14 protein-coding genes and 1 pseudogene are annotated in these 16,549 nt (G+C 67.1%); 5 read left to right on the plus strand and 10 right to left on the minus strand.

The features are described from left to right. The first annotated feature begins 171 nt into the window (after positions 1-171). The 3 genes from KHO18_RS26080 to KHO18_RS26090 are packed head-to-tail and all read left to right on the plus strand — an operon-like array spanning position 172 to position 2,518. Positions 172-855, plus strand: coding sequence for a T6SS immunity protein Tli3 family protein (locus tag KHO18_RS26080; protein WP_211944150.1), 684 nt, complete (start codon positions 172-174; stop codon positions 853-855). Beyond that, positions 852-1,112 (plus strand): PAAR domain-containing protein, encoded by a 261-nt coding sequence (locus KHO18_RS26085; protein ID WP_211944151.1) that lies wholly within the window; start codon positions 852-854, stop codon positions 1,110-1,112. Before KHO18_RS26080 ends, KHO18_RS26085 begins: the two co-directional genes overlap by 4 nt. Beyond that, on the plus strand, positions 1,109-2,518 hold the full coding sequence (locus tag KHO18_RS26090) for a hypothetical protein (protein ID WP_211944152.1): 1,410 nt from the start codon (positions 1,109-1,111) through the stop codon (positions 2,516-2,518). The genes KHO18_RS26085 and KHO18_RS26090 overlap by 4 nt, the downstream gene beginning before the upstream one ends. A gap of 18 nt (positions 2,519-2,536) precedes the next feature. On the opposite strand, the gene KHO18_RS26095 is transcribed toward KHO18_RS26090, so the two are convergent. The 4 genes from KHO18_RS26095 to KHO18_RS26110 all read right to left on the minus strand — a co-directional run bounded on the left by KHO18_RS26095 (position 2,537) and on the right by KHO18_RS26110 (position 5,112). Then, entirely contained in the window at positions 2,537-3,364 is an 828-nt protein-coding gene (locus KHO18_RS26095) for a ChaN family lipoprotein (protein WP_244845109.1), read from the minus strand. Next, on the minus strand, positions 3,361-3,714 hold the full coding sequence (locus KHO18_RS26100; protein WP_211944153.1) for a DUF2149 domain-containing protein: 354 nt from the start codon (positions 3,712-3,714) through the stop codon (positions 3,361-3,363). Before KHO18_RS26100 ends, KHO18_RS26095 begins: the two co-directional genes overlap by 4 nt. Beyond that, entirely contained in the window at positions 3,711-4,211 is a 501-nt protein-coding gene (locus KHO18_RS26105; protein WP_244845111.1) for a MotA/TolQ/ExbB proton channel family protein, read from the minus strand. Before KHO18_RS26105 ends, KHO18_RS26100 begins: the two co-directional genes overlap by 4 nt. A 124-nt stretch (positions 4,212-4,335) precedes the next feature. Beyond that, positions 4,336-5,112 (minus strand): NAD(P)H-dependent oxidoreductase, encoded by a 777-nt coding sequence (locus KHO18_RS26110; RefSeq protein ID WP_211944154.1) that lies wholly within the window; start codon positions 5,110-5,112, stop codon positions 4,336-4,338. A 98-nt stretch (positions 5,113-5,210) separates the two neighbouring features. On the opposite strand from KHO18_RS26110, the gene KHO18_RS26115 reads away from it, so the two are divergent. Continuing rightward, complete coding sequence (locus tag KHO18_RS26115) at positions 5,211-6,110, plus strand: LysR family transcriptional regulator (RefSeq protein ID WP_211944155.1); 900 nt, start codon at positions 5,211-5,213, stop codon at positions 6,108-6,110. Positions 6,111-6,115: 5 nt separating this feature from the next. On the opposite strand, the gene KHO18_RS26120 is transcribed toward KHO18_RS26115, so the two are convergent. The 5 genes from KHO18_RS26120 to KHO18_RS26140 form a co-directional block, all read right to left on the minus strand. Next, complete coding sequence (locus tag KHO18_RS26120; RefSeq protein ID WP_211944156.1) at positions 6,116-9,349, minus strand: efflux RND transporter permease subunit; 3,234 nt, start codon at positions 9,347-9,349, stop codon at positions 6,116-6,118. 3 nt (positions 9,350-9,352) lie between these two features. After that, complete coding sequence (locus KHO18_RS26125) at positions 9,353-10,597, minus strand: efflux RND transporter periplasmic adaptor subunit (protein ID WP_211944157.1); 1,245 nt, start codon at positions 10,595-10,597, stop codon at positions 9,353-9,355. A 272-nt stretch (positions 10,598-10,869) separates the two neighbouring features. Then, positions 10,870-11,514, minus strand: a complete 645-nt coding sequence (locus KHO18_RS26130) for an MOSC domain-containing protein (RefSeq protein WP_211944158.1) — start codon at positions 11,512-11,514, stop codon at positions 10,870-10,872. Between the two features lie 77 nt (positions 11,515-11,591). After that, a complete protein-coding gene (locus tag KHO18_RS26135) occupies positions 11,592-12,752 on the minus strand; it encodes an MFS transporter (RefSeq protein ID WP_144203606.1) in 1,161 nt (386 codons plus the stop codon). 136 nt (positions 12,753-12,888) lie between these two features. Then, a complete protein-coding gene (locus KHO18_RS26140; RefSeq protein ID WP_092291026.1) occupies positions 12,889-13,902 on the minus strand; it encodes a D-2-hydroxyacid dehydrogenase family protein in 1,014 nt (337 codons plus the stop codon). 569 nt (positions 13,903-14,471) lie between these two features. Here KHO18_RS26140 and KHO18_RS26145 point away from each other — a divergent pair. Continuing rightward, entirely contained in the window at positions 14,472-16,328 is a 1,857-nt protein-coding gene (locus KHO18_RS26145; RefSeq protein ID WP_144203608.1) for a phosphoenolpyruvate carboxykinase (GTP), read from the plus strand. Between the two features lie 65 nt (positions 16,329-16,393). On the opposite strand, the pseudogene KHO18_RS26150 reads toward KHO18_RS26145, so the two are convergent. Further along, positions 16,394-16,549, minus strand: a pseudogene (locus KHO18_RS26150) (IS3 family transposase); the annotation flags it as partial.

The raw sequence follows: 16,549 nt of genomic DNA on the forward strand, positions 1-16,549 counted from the left end.
GAGTGTGGACCTCAGAAAGCCATATCCCCCCGGTTTTCAGAACGAGAGCGGTTGGGCTTCCAAAAGGCAACTGATGCCCCGGGGCCTGCGCTCCCCCTCCGGCCAGGAGCGTTTCACCTGCGACCCGTCCATCCGCCCTGCCAACGTGCCGGCTCCGAAATGAACCGTCCCATGCGTTATCCCCTCTTGTTGCTTGCAGCCGCCCTGCTGGCCGGCTGCGCCCATGATCCCTATCCCTACAGGAACGGTGGCCCGCCCGTCATTAATTATGACGTCCCGCCTCAAGTCATCTATCGCATCGATGACCACCGTTTCGTGACGCTCGAGAACTATCGCGATTGCCATCATGGCGTGACCTACTACAACGACACGAAGCAAGGCATCCGCCAAAGGCTCGGCCGCGAAGGCATAGAGAACTACCAAGGCAGGCTGATCAATGCGGACCCAACCGGTCAGAACATCGTAATACCGTCATCGGCGCCGCCCCGGACGGCTTGCAGTGACCGAGGCTGTACAACCTCGCTTCTGTACTCCACCGATAGCGGCCGAACCTTCCACGGCGTCGCATACATGAGAAGCTTCAACCCATTCAGGGATACGGCGAAATATACGATCGCAGTGACTACAGACAGGTACTACGTGGCGGAGCGGATACAAAACGACAGCTACGTCATAGAGAGCGCACTCAGACCGGGAATCGATCTGGACAAGCCGTATCCTCCCGGCGTTCGAGGCAGCAGCTTTGCCGCCTCGAAGCGGCCCGGCTATCTAAGCGGCCTCCGCTCCCCCTCCGGCCAGGAGCGTTTCACCTGCGATCCGTCCATCCGCCCCGCCAATCTTCCCGCGCCAAAATGAAACAGCCCGTATGCCTTGGTGATGACACCAGCCACGGCGGCAAGGTCAAGACCGCCTCGTCCTCGTTTTCGTTGAATGGCGGTCGCAGGGCCGCGTTGGTGGGCGATCTCGTATCGTGCCCGTTGCACGGCGACAACCCCATCGTCGAAGGTGGCAAGGGATTTTCGGATCTGGGTCGCCCTCTTGCCGTCGGCGGCTGCCGCACCCAATGTGGCAGCGTCCTGATCACCAGCCATCCGGGAGTGACCATCGCATGACATTGAAATGGCGTATGGCCGAGGTGCATGAAGCGCCGCCGGCCGCACCGATTCCGGGCTGGATCTATGTCTTCCTGTATGGGGTCATCGAGATAGCGGCCATCATCGTGACGGTATCCGCGTGGCCCCAGGGGGAACCAACCATGACGCCGCGGTTCTGGTGCAACGTCCTGTTGCTGCCGCTGCTGATCTGGATTGCCTTTTGCGGCGCGCTCTACAGCAGCACGTATGAGGAGGAGCATTACGCGGGCCTCTGGTGGAACTTCCTGTTGCGCGAGCGCACCGCATCCTGGAAAAACTGGGCGCGCGCCCATCTGGTACTGCTGGACAGCATGGCCCTCACGCCCGAGGACGAACTGGCGGAGCGGATGCTGGGGCTGGAGGGTACGCCTCCCCAGCATCCGGACAAGGCGCTGACGTTATCCGGCATCGCGCCGGCCGCGGGACGAACGCGGCTCGAGCAGGTGCTCGAGCGCATGCTGGCAACGCTGGCGCCTTCGCTGATGCGGCTGTCCAACGCAGACACGTTCGAAGTCATGCTGATCACCGACACGGAAGCCGACACCGTCGACGTTTTGCGGGCCTGGCGCAAGCTGTCGCTACCCGGCACGCCCAAGGTCAGATGGCTGGCGCATGCCGACGACTCGCCCATGATCGAAGAGTGGTTCGAAACCGGACCTCCAGCCAACTATTGGCTGGTGCTGGCCTGTCAGCTCCACAGCGGACCGGACGCCGGCACACCGTCCTGTTCGGAGGCCGCCGCCGCGCTGCTCTTGTCGACGTCCGCAGTCCTCCAACGATCCCGTCAAACGCTCAAACCCCAGGCGTACCTGTTCAGGCCGATTCATGCCGAGTCCGATGCGATGGAGGACGCCCTGTCCACGCTACTCATGGCGGGACAGGTGCCGTCGGCCAAGGTCCGGCACTACTGGCACAGCAGGCTGGGCAAGGCGACGCGGCACGCGGGCAAGACCGCATTGGAAGAGGCCGGTTTGCAGGTGGCCACCCATGATCTCGACCACGCCATGGGCAAGCCGGGGCCCATCAATGGATGGCTGCTTTATGCGCTGGCAGCACGCATGGTCCGGCACGGGCAGGGCGGGCAGCTGGTTGCGACGGCCGACCGCCATGGCGCCGTGCTCGGTATTGTCGGCGCTCATCCGGGAGCGCATGCGAGCGAACCTTGCGAGAGCGCCTATCTCGCCTCCGGCGTCTGGGCACTGGCAGTGACCGCGCTGGTCATCCTGATCACCATAATGAAATCACGCAGCACGGATGGCGGGTCTGAGGCCTGGTACTGGCTACTCCTGGCCGGCTTTCTCCTGACCATTCCAACGCGGGTCGCCATCAATGCGTGGGCGCGAAAGCGGGCGACAGAGCGCTTTGACAGCTTCTACTTCAACTGACCACTTTCTTGCGGCGACCTACCGCGGCTTCACCACGGCCTCCTTGCACGGATCCTTCCTGTCGACCGGCGCCACGCGTACCACCTCGTCGAAGCCTTCCCCGCCGCTGCCATCCTCCAGATAGCCCACGCTGAGCACTTTCGCGGCGTCGGCGCGGATCCAGCGGGGCACGCCGAGGTCGCGGCGTACGTGGCCGTTGCCGGCGATCAGGACGGCGCCGCGGCTGGCGTAGGGGGCTAGCGTGCGGGCCATCACGGCGTCGCGGGCGGCCTGGGCGTTGAGCATGCCGGGCAGCATCGCCTTGGGGAAGTTGCCGCAATGGCCGGCATCGAGCGTCGCAGTCTGCGCGGCCACGACTTCCATCGGCAGCGGCTTGTCCAGCCCCAGCGCGGCCTGCTGGTCCGGCGGGAAGACCGCGCCCAGCCCGCCGCGCACGATCTTCGCGGCATCTGCGCGCGAGAGGTTCGCGGCCAGCAGCGGCAGGTCATATTGGAGCGCCAGCGCCACCACAGGCCGGTACAGCGGCCACTGCCAGCCGGCTGCGCTGCCGGCCTGGGCGATCAGATAGTCGGCATCGCCCGGTCGTTCCTTGCGGGCGCGGTCGATGTCGGCCTGCCGTTCGCGGTCGAACTGTTCCATTGCCACCGCCGGCCGCCAGCCAGCTTCCACCGCACGGGTCAGCGCCTGGAGCCGGGCCGCCTGCGCCGTGGCATTGTCGTGGACCTCGCCCAGCAGCACGTACTGGCGGCTGGGGAAGGTGGCGCCGATGGCCTCCGGCGACGGCGGTTGCGTCGCGCAGCCGGCCAGCATCGCCAGCGCCATGCCGAGTATCGTCGCGCGCATCATGGCTTCGCTCCTGTCGGGACCTCTTGGGACATCTGGGACATCTGGAACTCCGGCACGTAGACCATCGAGCCATCCTTGAGCCGGTAGGCCACGCCGGCCTTGATGCCGTCGCCGCTGCCCACCTGCCCGCTGGCCTGATAGCGCACGATTTTCTCGCCCTGCCGCGACACGATTTCCATATTGGGCTTGCCCGGGTTGGTGATGACCGTCACGTCGTCGTGCGTGAACGGGTTCATGGGATTCTGGGCGATGGCCACCAGCAGGGCGGCAATCACCACCAGGAATACATCGATCAGGTTGACGACCGAAAGGATCGGGTCGTCGGCCTCGCTTTCGTCCAGGAATCTCATGGGGCCGCCTCGCGCGCCTGGCCGAGCCAGACCAGTTCCTCGGCCAGCCAGCGGCGGCGCACATTGACCACCCAGAAGGTAATGCTCGCCGCGATCAGCGCCAGGATCACCGCCGAGAACGCGATGGTCAGGTTCTCGCCCACATTGGCGAGGTTGCCGCCGGACAGGCTTTTCAGCGCCGGCCCCATCGGGATCATGGTGGCCACCAGCCCGAGCATCGGCGCCACGCGGGTGGCGATGCGCAGGCGCTCCAGCAGCCGGTGCGCGGCCACGTCCAGCGCGTCCGGGTGGCTGACCCCGTGGGTCTGGGCCCAGGCCACCAGCAGATAGCCGCGCCCGGATTCGATCCCATGCCGGCGGCGCAGCCACGCCTGCATGGCGAACTGGCCCAGCGCCCAGAACGCGTAGAGGAACAGCAGGCCGATCATGGCCAGCGTGGGGTACAGGAATAGCTGGCCGATGTCATACATCAGCGTTTCGAGGACGGTGGGCGTCATAAATATCGTCGCGATGAATAATGAAGCGATAAATCTACATACGTTGATTCTTCATGGCGATGACCATCCAATGATCGCCGCTGCCAAGCCACGCATAGTACCGGCAGCGGCGCCAAGCTCCACCCTATTCCCTGTGCGCCGCGAAGCCCGTGCGGCCAGGCGCGATGTCATCGCGCAGCGTCAGGGCTGGAATCTCGTATTGCCCCGAGTTCTGCGGACGATAGGGAATCGGCGCGGTATCGAACAGCGCGTCGAGCCGCGCGCCCAGTGCCTGGCGGATCGACGCAAAACGCGCGTCGTCCATCTTGCTGCTGCGATAGGAGACAAACGGCGGCAGCACGTCGAAGCCGGGGTAGTACAGCACGCCGTGCTGGATCGGGAACAGCAGATCGTCGATGGGGCCGTTGATGCCGCGCGCGCTGTAGTGCGAGTCCCAGCCGCCCGTGGTCACCACCAGCATCGCCCGCTTGCCCTGCATCGAGCCTTCGCCGTAGCGGTCACCCCAGCGTGCGTCCGAATGCTCGCCCACGCCGTATGCGAAGCCATAGGCATACACGCGCTCGACCCAGCCTTTCATGATGGCCGGCATGGAGAACCACCACAGCGGGAACTGGAAGACCACGGCGTCGGCCCAGCGCAGCTTGTCCTGCTCGGCGGCGATGTCGGGGCTTTGCCAGCCGCCCGCGAAGGCGCGCTTCGAGTCGAGCGAGGGATGGAACGGCGTGCCGGCCTGGTGCTCTAGCGTGTCGCCGGCGTCCAGTTGCGGCTTCCAGCCCATGGCGTAGAGGTCCGAGACCTGCACCGTGTGGCCGTTGGCCGCGAGCCGCTGCATCGCAAAATCCTTGAGGGCACCGTTCAGCGAGGTCGGTTCGGGGTGGGCGTAGACAATCAGCACGTTCATGGCGGGTCTCCTGATGGGAAGAGAAGGGAAGGGATGTCCCAAGGATGGCCGGCCGTCCGGTATATTGGAAATGAATTTCCAATATCTTCGGTATTACGATGAATAATCTCCGGCGCCTGGACCTGAACCTGCTGCTGACGCTCGACGTGCTGCTGGCCGAGCACAACGTCACGCGCGCAGCAGAGCGGCTGCATTACTCGCAGCCCTCAGTGAGCGTGCATCTGGCCAAGCTGCGCGAGATCTTCGGCGATCCACTGCTGCTGCCCGGGCCGCGCGGCATGCGGCCCACGGCCCGCGCCGAGTCATTGCGCAAGCCGCTGCGGCAGGCGCTGGCGGCGCTGGAAGCCGCCGTGGCCCCATCCAGCCCATTCGACCCCACGCAGGCGGACCACACCTGGCGCGTGGCCGCCACCGACTACGGCGAATCGACCATCGTGCTGCCTGCGCTCGCCACCTTGCGCGCGGCGGCGCCGGGCACGCGGCTGGCGGTGCTGGACATGGTGCCGGCCAGCATCGCCCGGCAGGCGGAGCAGGGCGAGATCGACCTCGCCTTCCACACCTCCGATGGCGCGCCGCCCGGCCTGCGGCGCCGCGCGCTGTTCACCGAGCGCTACGTGCTGGTGGGCCGCGCCGGCCATCCGCGCCTGAAGCGGCGGCCCACGCTGGCGCAGTTTGCCGAGCTGGAACATGTGATGGTGTCGCCCGATGGCGGCGGCTTCATCGGCGTGACGGACACCGCGCTGACAGCGGCCGGCGCCACGCGCCGCGTGGTGTTATCGGTGCCGCACTTCCTGTTCGTGCGCGCGGTGCTGGAGCGCACGGACCTCGTGGCGATGTTGCCCGAGCGGCTGGTGCGCGACATGGAAACGCTGGAGGTGGTGCAGGCGCCGGTGGAGGTGCCGGGCTATGAAATGTCAATGCTGTGGCACGAGCGCGCCCACCGCGACCCCGCGCACCAGTGGCTGCGCGAGTGCATCGCGCAAGCCACCAGTGTCTAGCGGCGTCAGTGCGTGACCGCCGCCGGCTCGCGTTGCGCGAGCGGGTTGCCTTCCGAATCGATCTGTAGCGGCCCCGTGCCGGAGAACCGGTCGAGCGCGAGGTAGATCACCGGCGTGATGAACAGCGTGATGACCTGCGAGAACAGCAGGCCGCCCACCACGGCCAAGCCCAGCGGCTGGCGCAGTTCGGCACCGGCCCCCAGGCCCAGCGCCAGCGGCAGCGCGCCCATCACGGCCGCGAACGTGGTCATCATGATCGGCCGGAAGCGTAGCAGGCAGGCCTGCCGGATCGCCTTGGCCGGCGCCATGCCGTGGTCGCGCTGCGCCGCGAGCGCAAAGTCGATCATCATGATCGCGTTCTTCTTGACGATGCCAATCAGCATCAGCACGCCAATCGTCGCGATCAGCGACAACTCCACGTTGAACAGGAACAGCGTCAGCAACGCGCCGATGGCCGCCGACGGCAGCCCGGCCAGAATCGTCAGCGGGTGGATGTAGCTCTCGTACAGCACGCCAAGCAGCGTATAGATCACAGCGATGGCCGCCACCAGCAGCACCACCTGCGTGGCCTGCGAGGACTGAAACACCGCCGCGTCACCGCCCCAGCTGGTGAAGATGGCCGGCGGCATCTCGATTTCCTGCTTGTAACGGTCGATCTTGGCCGAGGCCTCGCCCAGCGCCGCACCCGGCGCGAGGTTGAACGACACCGTCACCGACGGCAGCTGCCCCTGGTGGTTCACGGCAATCGGCCCGACCCGGCGCTCGGTGGTGGCAAACGCCGACACCGGCACCATCTGCCCGGTCTTGCTGCGCACGTAGAGCTTGGAGAACGCGGTCTCGTCCACGCGGTCCACATCGGCCGCGGTCAGGATCACGTAGTAGTTGTCGATCGGCGTGTAGATCGTCGAGACCTGCCGCTCGCCAAAGGCCGTGTACAGCGCCGTGCGCACGTCCTGCATCTGCACGCCGAGCGCGTTGGCCTTGTCCCGGTCGATGGTGAGCTGCGCTTCCAGGCCCGATTGCTGGGAATCGCTGGTCACATCGCGGAAGATCGGCTCGGCGCGCATCTTGGCCATGATCTTGTCGCTGTATTCCTGGAGCTGGCCCGCCTTCACGCTCTGTAGCGTGTACTGGTAGCGGCTCTTGCTCTGGCGGCCGCCCAGCCGCAGGTTCTGCACCGGCGAGAAATACACCGCCAGCCCCGGCACGCCGGACACATCCTTGCGCAGCGACTCCACCACCTGCGGCATCTTGGGCCGCTCGCCCAGCGGCTTCAGTTCCACGAACATCCGGCCCGTGTTGATGGCGGGCGAGGGCCCGCCGCCAATCGACGCCACCACGCTCTTCACCGCCGGATTGGCGCGAATCCGCTCGGCGGCGTCGCGCAGGCGGTCGGCCATGGCATCGAACGAGATGTCCTGCGGCCCTTCGGCATTGACCTGGATCTGGCCGATGTCTTCCTCGGGGAAGAAGCCTTTCGGAATCTTGACGAACAGCACGGCGGTCAGCACGAAGGTGAGCCCCGCCACGCCGAGCACGAAACGCCGGTGCGCCAGGCACCAGTCCAGGCCGCGGGCGTACTTGTGGAGCGTCCACTCGAAGAGGTCCTCGAACCACTGCGTGCTGCGCATGCCGATGGTCTGCTTCTGCTGCACGCGCGGCGCGGCGGCGCTGGCTCCGCCGGGCGCGTGGTCGCCATGGTCGCCATGGTCGCCATGATCGCCATAGGCGTGCTGGGACTCGTCCACCGGCACGTTCTCGGCCGAGAGAAAGCGCGCGCAGAGCATCGGGATCAGCGTCAGCGACACCAGCGCCGACACCAGGATAGACAGCGACACCACCGCCGCGAACTCGTGGAACAGCAGCCCGATCACGCCCGGCATGAAGAAGATCGGGATAAACACGGCCACCAGCGAGATCGAGATCGACAGGATCGTGAAGCCCATCTCGCGCGAACCCACCAGCGCGGCCTTGAGCGGCGGCACGCCTTCCTCGATGTGCCGCACGATGTTCTCGAGCATCACGATGGCGTCGTCCACCACCAGCCCCACGGCCAGCGTGATGGCCAGCAGGGAGACGTTGTCCAGGCTGTAGCCGAACGCCTTCATCAGCGCCACCGTGCCGATCAGCGAGATCGGCAGGGACACCGTGGGAATCAGCGTGGCGGCGGCGCGGCGCAGGAACAGGAAGATCACCAGCACCACCAGCGCCACGGTCAGCGCCAGCGTGAACTGCACGTCATGGATCGATTCGCGGATGGAGCGCGAGCGGTCGTTCACCACGTTCACGCTGACCGAGCCTGGCATCTGCTGGATCAGGCGGGGCAGGGCGGCCTTGATGGCATCCACCACGGCCACGGTGTTGGCATCCGGCTGGCGCAGCACGGCCAGCACGATGGAGCGCTCGTTGTTGAGCCAGCTGCCGGTCTTGAGGGTCTCGACGCTGTCTTCCACGTCGGCCACGTCCGAGAGCCGCACCACGGCGCCGCTCGGCTGGCTGGCCACGATGATGTTGCGGAACGCCTCGGCGCTGGTCATCTGCCGGTTGGCCTGGATGGTCAGCGTCTGGCGCGCGCCGTCCAGCGTGCCGACCGGCGTGTTGGCGTTGGCGCGGTTCAGCGCGGTGGCCAGCTCGTCGAGCGTCAGCCCGCGCGCCGCCAGCGCGTCCGGGTGGGCCCGCACGCGCACCGAGAAGCGCTTCTGGCCGAAGACCTGCACCTGCGCCACGCCGGGCAGGGTGGCCAGCGTCGGGGAGATCAGGTTGTCGCCGAACGCGTTCAGCTCCGCCAGGCTCATGGCGGGTGAGTTGATCGCCAGCAGCAGCACCGGCGCATCGGCCGGGTTCACCTTGCGGTAGGACGGCGGCACGGTCATCTCGATCGGCAGCGAACGCTGGGCGCGGAACAGCGCCGCCTGCACGTCCACGGCCGCATCGTCGATGTTGCGGTCGCTGTTGAACTCGATCGTGATGCTGGAATTACCCAGCGTGTTGGACGAACTGATGACGGTGACGCCCGGAATCGTGGCGAACTGCTTCTCCAGCTGCGTGGCCACCGAGGCGGCCATGGTCTCGGGGCTCGCCCCGGGCAGCGTCGCCGTGACCTGGATCACCGGCGAGTTGAAGCTGGGCAGCGCTGCGATGGGAATCGTCGGATACAGCACGATGCCCGTCACGATGACGGCCAAGCACAGCAGCACCGTCATGACGGGCCGGCGGATACAGAGTTCGGACAGCGTCATGGTCTAGTGCTTCTCTGCCACGCCCGCGGGGGCAGCGGGGGCGGCAGGGGATGAGGCGTCGCGCGGGCGGGCCTCGCGCACCAGCGCGCCGGGGCGCAGGTTCTGCGCGCCCTCGGTCACCACGCGGGCGCCCGGCTGCACGCCCTCGATCACGGCGGCGGCGGCGGTGGTGGCCACCACGGTCACCGGCACGCGCACCACGGTGCTGTCCGGCTTCACGGTATAGACGAAACGGCCTTCCGGGCCGGTGATGACGGCCTGCGGCGGCACGCTGAGGGCGCCCTTGAGCACCTGCACCGTAGCGCTGACGTTGGCGTAGGTGCCCGGCCAGAGCCGCTGCGCCTGATTGTCGAACATCGCCTTCACGCGGATGCTGCCGTACTGCGGGTCCACGGTGTTGTCGACGAAGGTGATCTTGCCGGTCACGGGCGCCTTGTTGCCGTCGTTGGGCACGGCGGTCACCTCGACCGGGCCGGCATGCAGCGCCTCGCGCAGCGCGGCGAGCTGGCGCTCGGGCAGGGTGAAGCTGACGGTGACCGGCGAGATCTGCGCCACGGTCACCATCGGCGTGGCCGTGGCGGGGGTGACGAGCGAGCCCGGGAAGACGTTGATCACGCCGGTGCGGCCGCCAATCGTCGCGCGGATGGTGCCGTAGCTGATGGCCACGCGGCTGGCCTCGATCGCCGCCTGGTCGGCGCGGATGGTGGCCTCGAAGCCGTCCAGCTTGGCCTGGGCCGTATCCACGGCACTCTTGGAGACAAAATTGCGCGCCAGCAGCTCCTGGCTGCGCGAGAGCGTGCGGCGCGCATCGGCCAGGTCGGCCTGGTCGCGCATCAGTTGGGCGCGGGCCTTCGCCAGGTTGGCCTCGTCCATGCGGGTGTCGAGCGTGAACAGCAGGTCGCCCGGCTTCACGGTCTGGCCTTCCTTGATATGCACGGCCTGCACGGTGCTGGACACCTGCGGCCGCACCTCCACGGTCTGCATGGCGGTGACCGTGCCGTTGGCGGTCACCTCCAGCGGCACGTCGCCCTGCTGGACGATGGCCGTGGCCACCGTCGTGGCAACGGGGCCCTTGGGTGTGGGCTTGGGCGCGAACCACGTCTTGTAGCCAAACCAGCCTGCCCCGGCAATGACGATAACCGCCACGATGGCGATCCAGGGCGAAGTGCGGCCGCGCCCCGTGCTGGTGGACGCGCTCCAGTTGCCATCGACGAAGCCCTTGGGCTGGTCGATCCCGTCTGTTTTCATGTGAGGACCCTCAAACACCGCATGGCGCGCGCCCGCTCCCCGGCACCGGCTTCTTGGAACCGGTTTGCCCGCGCAAACCACTACTAGTACCGCGCCTTGGCCGTCAAGGCCAGCGCGTCGTATTACAACCTGTTACAGCGCCAGGGGGATGGGTGGGCCGGAGGAGGGAGGATCTGGCCCGAAGACGCTTGTATCTGACTTAAAACATTAGCAGAAAAGCACGATCGGGCCACTCGGGACTAACGCCTGAGGGGGGCAGAACGTCGATTTCGTTACGGATTGGGGGGCCGATTGATGTTTTCCACCGACACTTCGCGCGGCCCCGGGATCACCACGGCGGCATCCCCGGCCCGGATCACCCCCGGCGTGGCCACGCTCAGGTACACGCCCGAATAGCCGCTGCGCACCATGTCGCGCACCGCGTGGGCATAGCCGAGGATGGCGTTGAGCTTGTAGCAGGGCTGGCGCGGCGCGCGCACCACCAGTTCCACCTCGCCCACGCGCAGCTGGTCGCCAATCCACAGGGACGACTCCAGCAGCCCCTGCAGGGTCAGGTTCTCGCCCATGGCGCCGAAGGCCAGCGGGCGCTCGGCCTCCTCCACGCCGGCCTCGCGGCGCCGTGCGTTCCACCAGGTGTAATGCTCGATCGGGTAGGCGTAGACCGCCCGGTCCCGCCCGCCGTGGACGGTCAGGTCGGCCTGCTCGTCGCCCGCCAGCCCGCGCAGGTGCACGCCGACGGCAATCGGATGGTGCAGCGTACTGAGCGGATGCTTGCGGATGGCGGAGAGCACCACGGCTTCGGTGCCGGCCCCGGCCACCACCAGCGGCAGGCGGATGCCGACATTGACGGCCAGCACACGGCCGGTGGCGCCACCGCCCGAGGCGGCTGGGTTGGGACGGGGATCGGTCTCGGCCACGGTACGCCCTCCTTGCGTGTGCGGGGCCGCGCGGGCTCGTGGTCCCGCGCTGCTTTGGGAGACTGCTACGACATCTGCTACGCGCTGCGCGGTGTCCAGTGGCAGCCAAGCGCCCGCGCCCGCTGCGAAATCGCCAGTCCGAGCGCGATCAGCAGCGCCGCACCCCAGTGCAGCGCATCGGGCCCGGCCACGGTGTAGATGGCGGCCCCAGCCATGGCGCCCAGCGCCTGGCCCAGGTAGATCGAAGAGGAATTGAGCGAGATGGACGCCGCGGCCTGGTCCGGCCCCAGCAGCACCAGCCGGGCCTGCTGGGCGCTGTTGGTGGCAAACCCACCCACGCCCCAGAGCATGAACAGCGCCACCAGCGCCCCGACATGCCAGCCGGCCAGCGGCCACAGCAGCATGGCGGCCAGCGAGGTGGTCAGCGCCACCTGCACGATGCGGCTCGGCGTCACGCGGTCCATGCGCGCGGCGGCCATCACGTTGCCGGTCACGCCGCAGATCCCGTAGGCCAGGAACATCAGGCTCAGCGCGCCGCCGCTAATGCCGAAGCGGTCCCGCATCAGCGGGGCGATGTAGGTAAACATCGTGAACATACCGGCCGACTGGATCATGGTGGTGGTCACCACCAGCATGATCGGCTTGTGGCGCAGCACGGCGGCCCACGCCTTGCGGCCCACCGGCGCCACCTGGAGCCCGGCCGGCAGCGCGCGCCAGACCGCCATCGACACCAGCAGCGACAGCCCGCCCACCAGCCCCATGCTGACGCGCCAGCCCAGCGTGCTGGAGATGAAGGTGCCCAGCGGCACGCCCACCACGCTGGCCACGCTCCAGCCCAGGAAGACAAAGCTGATGGCCCGCCCGCGCGTGCGGGCATCCACCAGCAGCGGCAGCGTGGCAGCGGCCTGCGGGGTATAGATGGCGGCGCCGATGGCGGTGACAAAGCGGATTGCCATCAGCATGGCGAAGCTGGGCGCCAGCGCGGCAGCCAGGTGCATCGCCCCGTAGATCAGCAACGCCCCGGCCAGCAGCAGGCGGCGGTCGATGCGGGACCCGAGCGTGGCGAACAGCGGCGCGCCCACGCAGGTGGCGATGGCGAACACCGAGATCAGCTGGCCAGCCGTGGCGGCGCTGAGCGCGAAATCGGCGGCAATGTCGTTGAGCATGCCGGTGACGATCATCGCGCCGGTGCCGATGACGAAGTTGCCGACGCACAGCGCCAGGAGCCTGGGATCCATGAAATGTGAGGGGATGGGGCGACAGATTGCCCCGAGTGTAGCGGCTTTGGCGCAATCCGGACCGGCGCCAATGTGGGGAAGGAGACGCTCGTGGAGCGTCTCCCGGGGGCGGCGACCCCCGGCCGTACTGTCTAATCTAGCGCGACAGGGTGGGCGTCAGCGCCTTGGGGTTGGCCACGCTCTCGTGGTTGCCGTCCAGCACATCGAGAATGTTCTGGAACGCGGTGCGGAAGTACAGCTCGTAGCTGTCGCGCTCCACATAGCCCAGGTGCGGCGTGCAGATGCAGTTCTCCATGCGCAGCAGCGCGTGGCCCTGCAGGATCGGCTCGGACTCGAACACGTCCACGGCCGCCATGCCGGGGCGGCCCCGGTTCAGCGCGGCCACCAGCGCGCCATCCTCGATCAGCTCGGCCCGGCTGGTGTTGACGAACAGCGCCGTGGGCTTCATGCGCTGCAGGTCGGCCAGCTTGACGATGCCGCGCGTCTCGTCGTTCAGGCGCAGGTGGAGCGACAGCACGTCGCTCTCGGCAAACAGCTGCTCGGCGGACGCGGCCACGTTCAGGCCGTCCTCGCGCGCAGCCTGCTGGGAGGCCTCGCGGCCCCAGACCAGCACGTTCATGCCGAACGCCCGGCCGTACCCGGCCAGCAGCCGGCCGATCTTGCCGTAGCCCCAGACGCCCAGCGTCTGCCCGCGCAGCACCTGCCCGAGGCCGAAGTTGGGCGGCATCGTCGTCGATTTGAGCCCCGACTGCTGCCAGGCGCCGTGCTTCAGGCTGGCCACGTACTGGGGAATACGGCGCTGGGCCGCCATGATCAGCGCCCAGGTCAGCTCGGCCGGGGCCACGGGCGAGCCCACCCCCTGCAGCACCGCCACGCCGCGGTCGGTGCAGGCGTCGATATCCACATGGCCGCCGGCACGACCGGTCTGGCTGATGATCTTCAGGCGCGGCAGCTTTTCAAGTAACTGACGCGTCACACGGGTGCGCTCGCGGATCAGGACCACGGCTTCCACATCGGAGAGGCGCGCGGCCAGCTGGCCCACACCCTTGACGGTGTTGTTGAACACCTTGACGTCGTGGCCTTCCAGCAGGGCGAAGCACGGCAGCTTGCGCACCGCGTCCTGGTAATCGTCGAGAACGGCAATCTTCATCGGTGACTCTTTGGCTTGAGGAGCGACATCGGGGCGGCGGCTTGGTGCGCACGGCAACAGAATCAGCGCGCGCCCGACAGTATTGTGGGCCGACCTGACGCAACATTGAATCCAGACATGGCTCGTTCCGCATCCGTGTGCGCCCTTGCCGACCCGCCAAAACGGGGCGCCAGATGCCTCGGCACAATGTTGCGCAGCAAAAAACAGGCGGAGTTTGCGGTGGTATCCTTGCCCGCTCCTGCGACGCGGCAGGCCGGATGCGACGGTAGAGCCACGCTCCCGCCCACCGCCCCGCGCCGCCGGACAAAGCCCCACCGGCCCCTGCCGCCCGCCATATGCGGGCGAAGCGCAACTGTAGCGCAGCCGCAGGGACCGCTGCGACCCCTGGGCGGATTTGCTTGTTGCGTAGTTGTAACGGGATGTGACGATTGCGTGTCCGAGTGCCCCATATCGAACATGGCGCACAGGACATCTCATTTCCGCACGCTATGGACGGCACCGCCCCGGGAGCCTGACGCGGTACCCGGCAGGGCTTTGCCAAGGTTTCTTTCTCGCTTTGGAGTTGCTGTATGAACCACCCCACAATGCAAGGCACCCCGGCACTGAACGTACCGGCCTGGGTCAAGAACCAGAAACTGGTCGCATGGGTTACCGACATCGCCACACTGACCAAACCGGACAGCATCTACTGGTGCGACGGTTCCCAGGAGGAGTACGACCGCCTGTGTGAACAGATGGTCGCTGCCGGTACCATGCGCCGCCTGAATCCCGCCAAGCGCAAGAACTCATTCCTGGCCCTGTCCGATCCGTCCGATGTGGCGCGCGTGGAGGATCGCACCTTCATCTGCTCCGAGAAGAAAGAAGACGCCGGCCCGACCAACAACTGGACCGCGCCGCGCGAGATGCGCCAGACGCTGTCCGGCCTGTTCGACGGCTGCATGCGCGGCCGCACGCTGTACGTGGTGCCGTTCTCGATGGGCCCACTGGGCTCGCCGATCGCCCATATCGGCGTGGAACTGTCCGATTCCCCGTACGTGGCCGTCAACATGCGCATCATGACCCGCATGGGTCGCGCCGTGTATGACGTGCTGGGCGCCGACGGCGAGTTCGTGCCGTGCGTGCACACGGTTGGCAAGCCGCTCGCCGCCGGCGAGAAGGATGTGCCGTGGCCGTGCAACCCCACCAAGTACATCGTCCACTTCCCCGAGACCCGCGAGATCTGGTCGTTCGGCTCCGGCTACGGCGGCAACGCGCTGCTGGGCAAGAAGTGCTTTGCACTGCGTATTGCCTCGACCATGGGCCGCGACGAAGGCTGGCTGGCCGAGCACATGCTGATCCTCGGCGTGACCTCGCCCGAGGGCAAGAAGTACCACGTGGCCGCCGCGTTCCCGTCGGCCTGCGGCAAGACCAACTTCGCCATGCTGATCCCGCCCAAGGGCCTCGAGGGCTGGAAGGTCACCACCATCGGCGACGATATCGCCTGGATCAAGCCGGGCCAGGACGGCCGTCTCTACGCCATCAACCCGGAAGCGGGCTACTTTGGCGTGGCCCCGGGCACGAGCGAGAAGACCAACTACAACGCCATGGCCACGCTCAAGGAGAACGTGATCTTCACCAACGTGGCGCTGACCGATGACGGCGACGTGTGGTGGGAAGGCATGACCAAGGAAGCCCCGGCGCACCTGATCGACTGGCAGGGCAAGGACTGGACGCCGGCCATCGCCCGCGAAACCGGCGCCAAGGCCGCCCACCCGAACGCGCGCTTCACGGCGCCGGCCTCGCAGTGCCCGTCGATCGACGAAAACTGGGATAACCCGGCCGGCGTGGCCATCGATGCCTTCATCTTCGGCGGCCGCCGCAGCACCACGGTGCCGCTGGTGACCGAGGCCCGCAGCTGGACCGAAGGCGTCTACATGGCCGCCACGATGGGCTCCGAAACCACCGCCGCGGCCGCTGGCCAGCAGGGCGTGGTGCGCCGCGACCCGTTCGCCATGCTGCCGTTCTGCGGCTACAACATGAGCGACTACTTCGGCCACTGGCTGGCACTGGGCAAGAAGCTCGAAGCCGCCGGCGCCAGGCTGCCGAAGTTCTACTGCGTGAACTGGTTCCGCAAGGACGCCGACGGCAACTTCGTGTGGCCGGGCTTCGGCGAGAACATGCGCGTCCTGTCGTGGATGATCGACCGCGTGGAAGGCCGCGGCCAGGGCGCCGAGCACGTCTTCGGCACCTCGCCCCGCTACGCGGACCTGAACTGGAACGGCGTGGACTTCTCGGAAGCGCAGTTCCAGCAAGTCACCTCGATCGACCACGCCGCCTGGCAGCAGGAACTGGCGCTGCACGACGAACTGTTCACCCAGCTGCAGCACAACCTGCCGCAGGATTTGGTGGAAACGAAGGACAAGCTGGCCAAGCGGCTGGCAGCCTGAGGGTTCGGGTTGGAATGAAGAAGGGCGCCGCAAGTGAACTGACCCCCTAAAGTTGGACGGGTAAGTTAGGCCGCGGCCAAGGGCTGGGTCCTGTATTGCACAGGACTCAGCCTTTTAGCTTGAGCTTGATGCGGTCGTGATTGTAGTACCGGATGTATTCGGCTATGCCACGACGCAACTGGTCGACGTTGGCGAAGCGCTCTAACCGGAAGCACTCTGAC

The sequence above is a fragment of the Cupriavidus campinensis genome (assembly GCF_905397395.1).
GTDB lineage: Bacteria > Pseudomonadota > Gammaproteobacteria > Burkholderiales > Burkholderiaceae > Cupriavidus > Cupriavidus campinensis.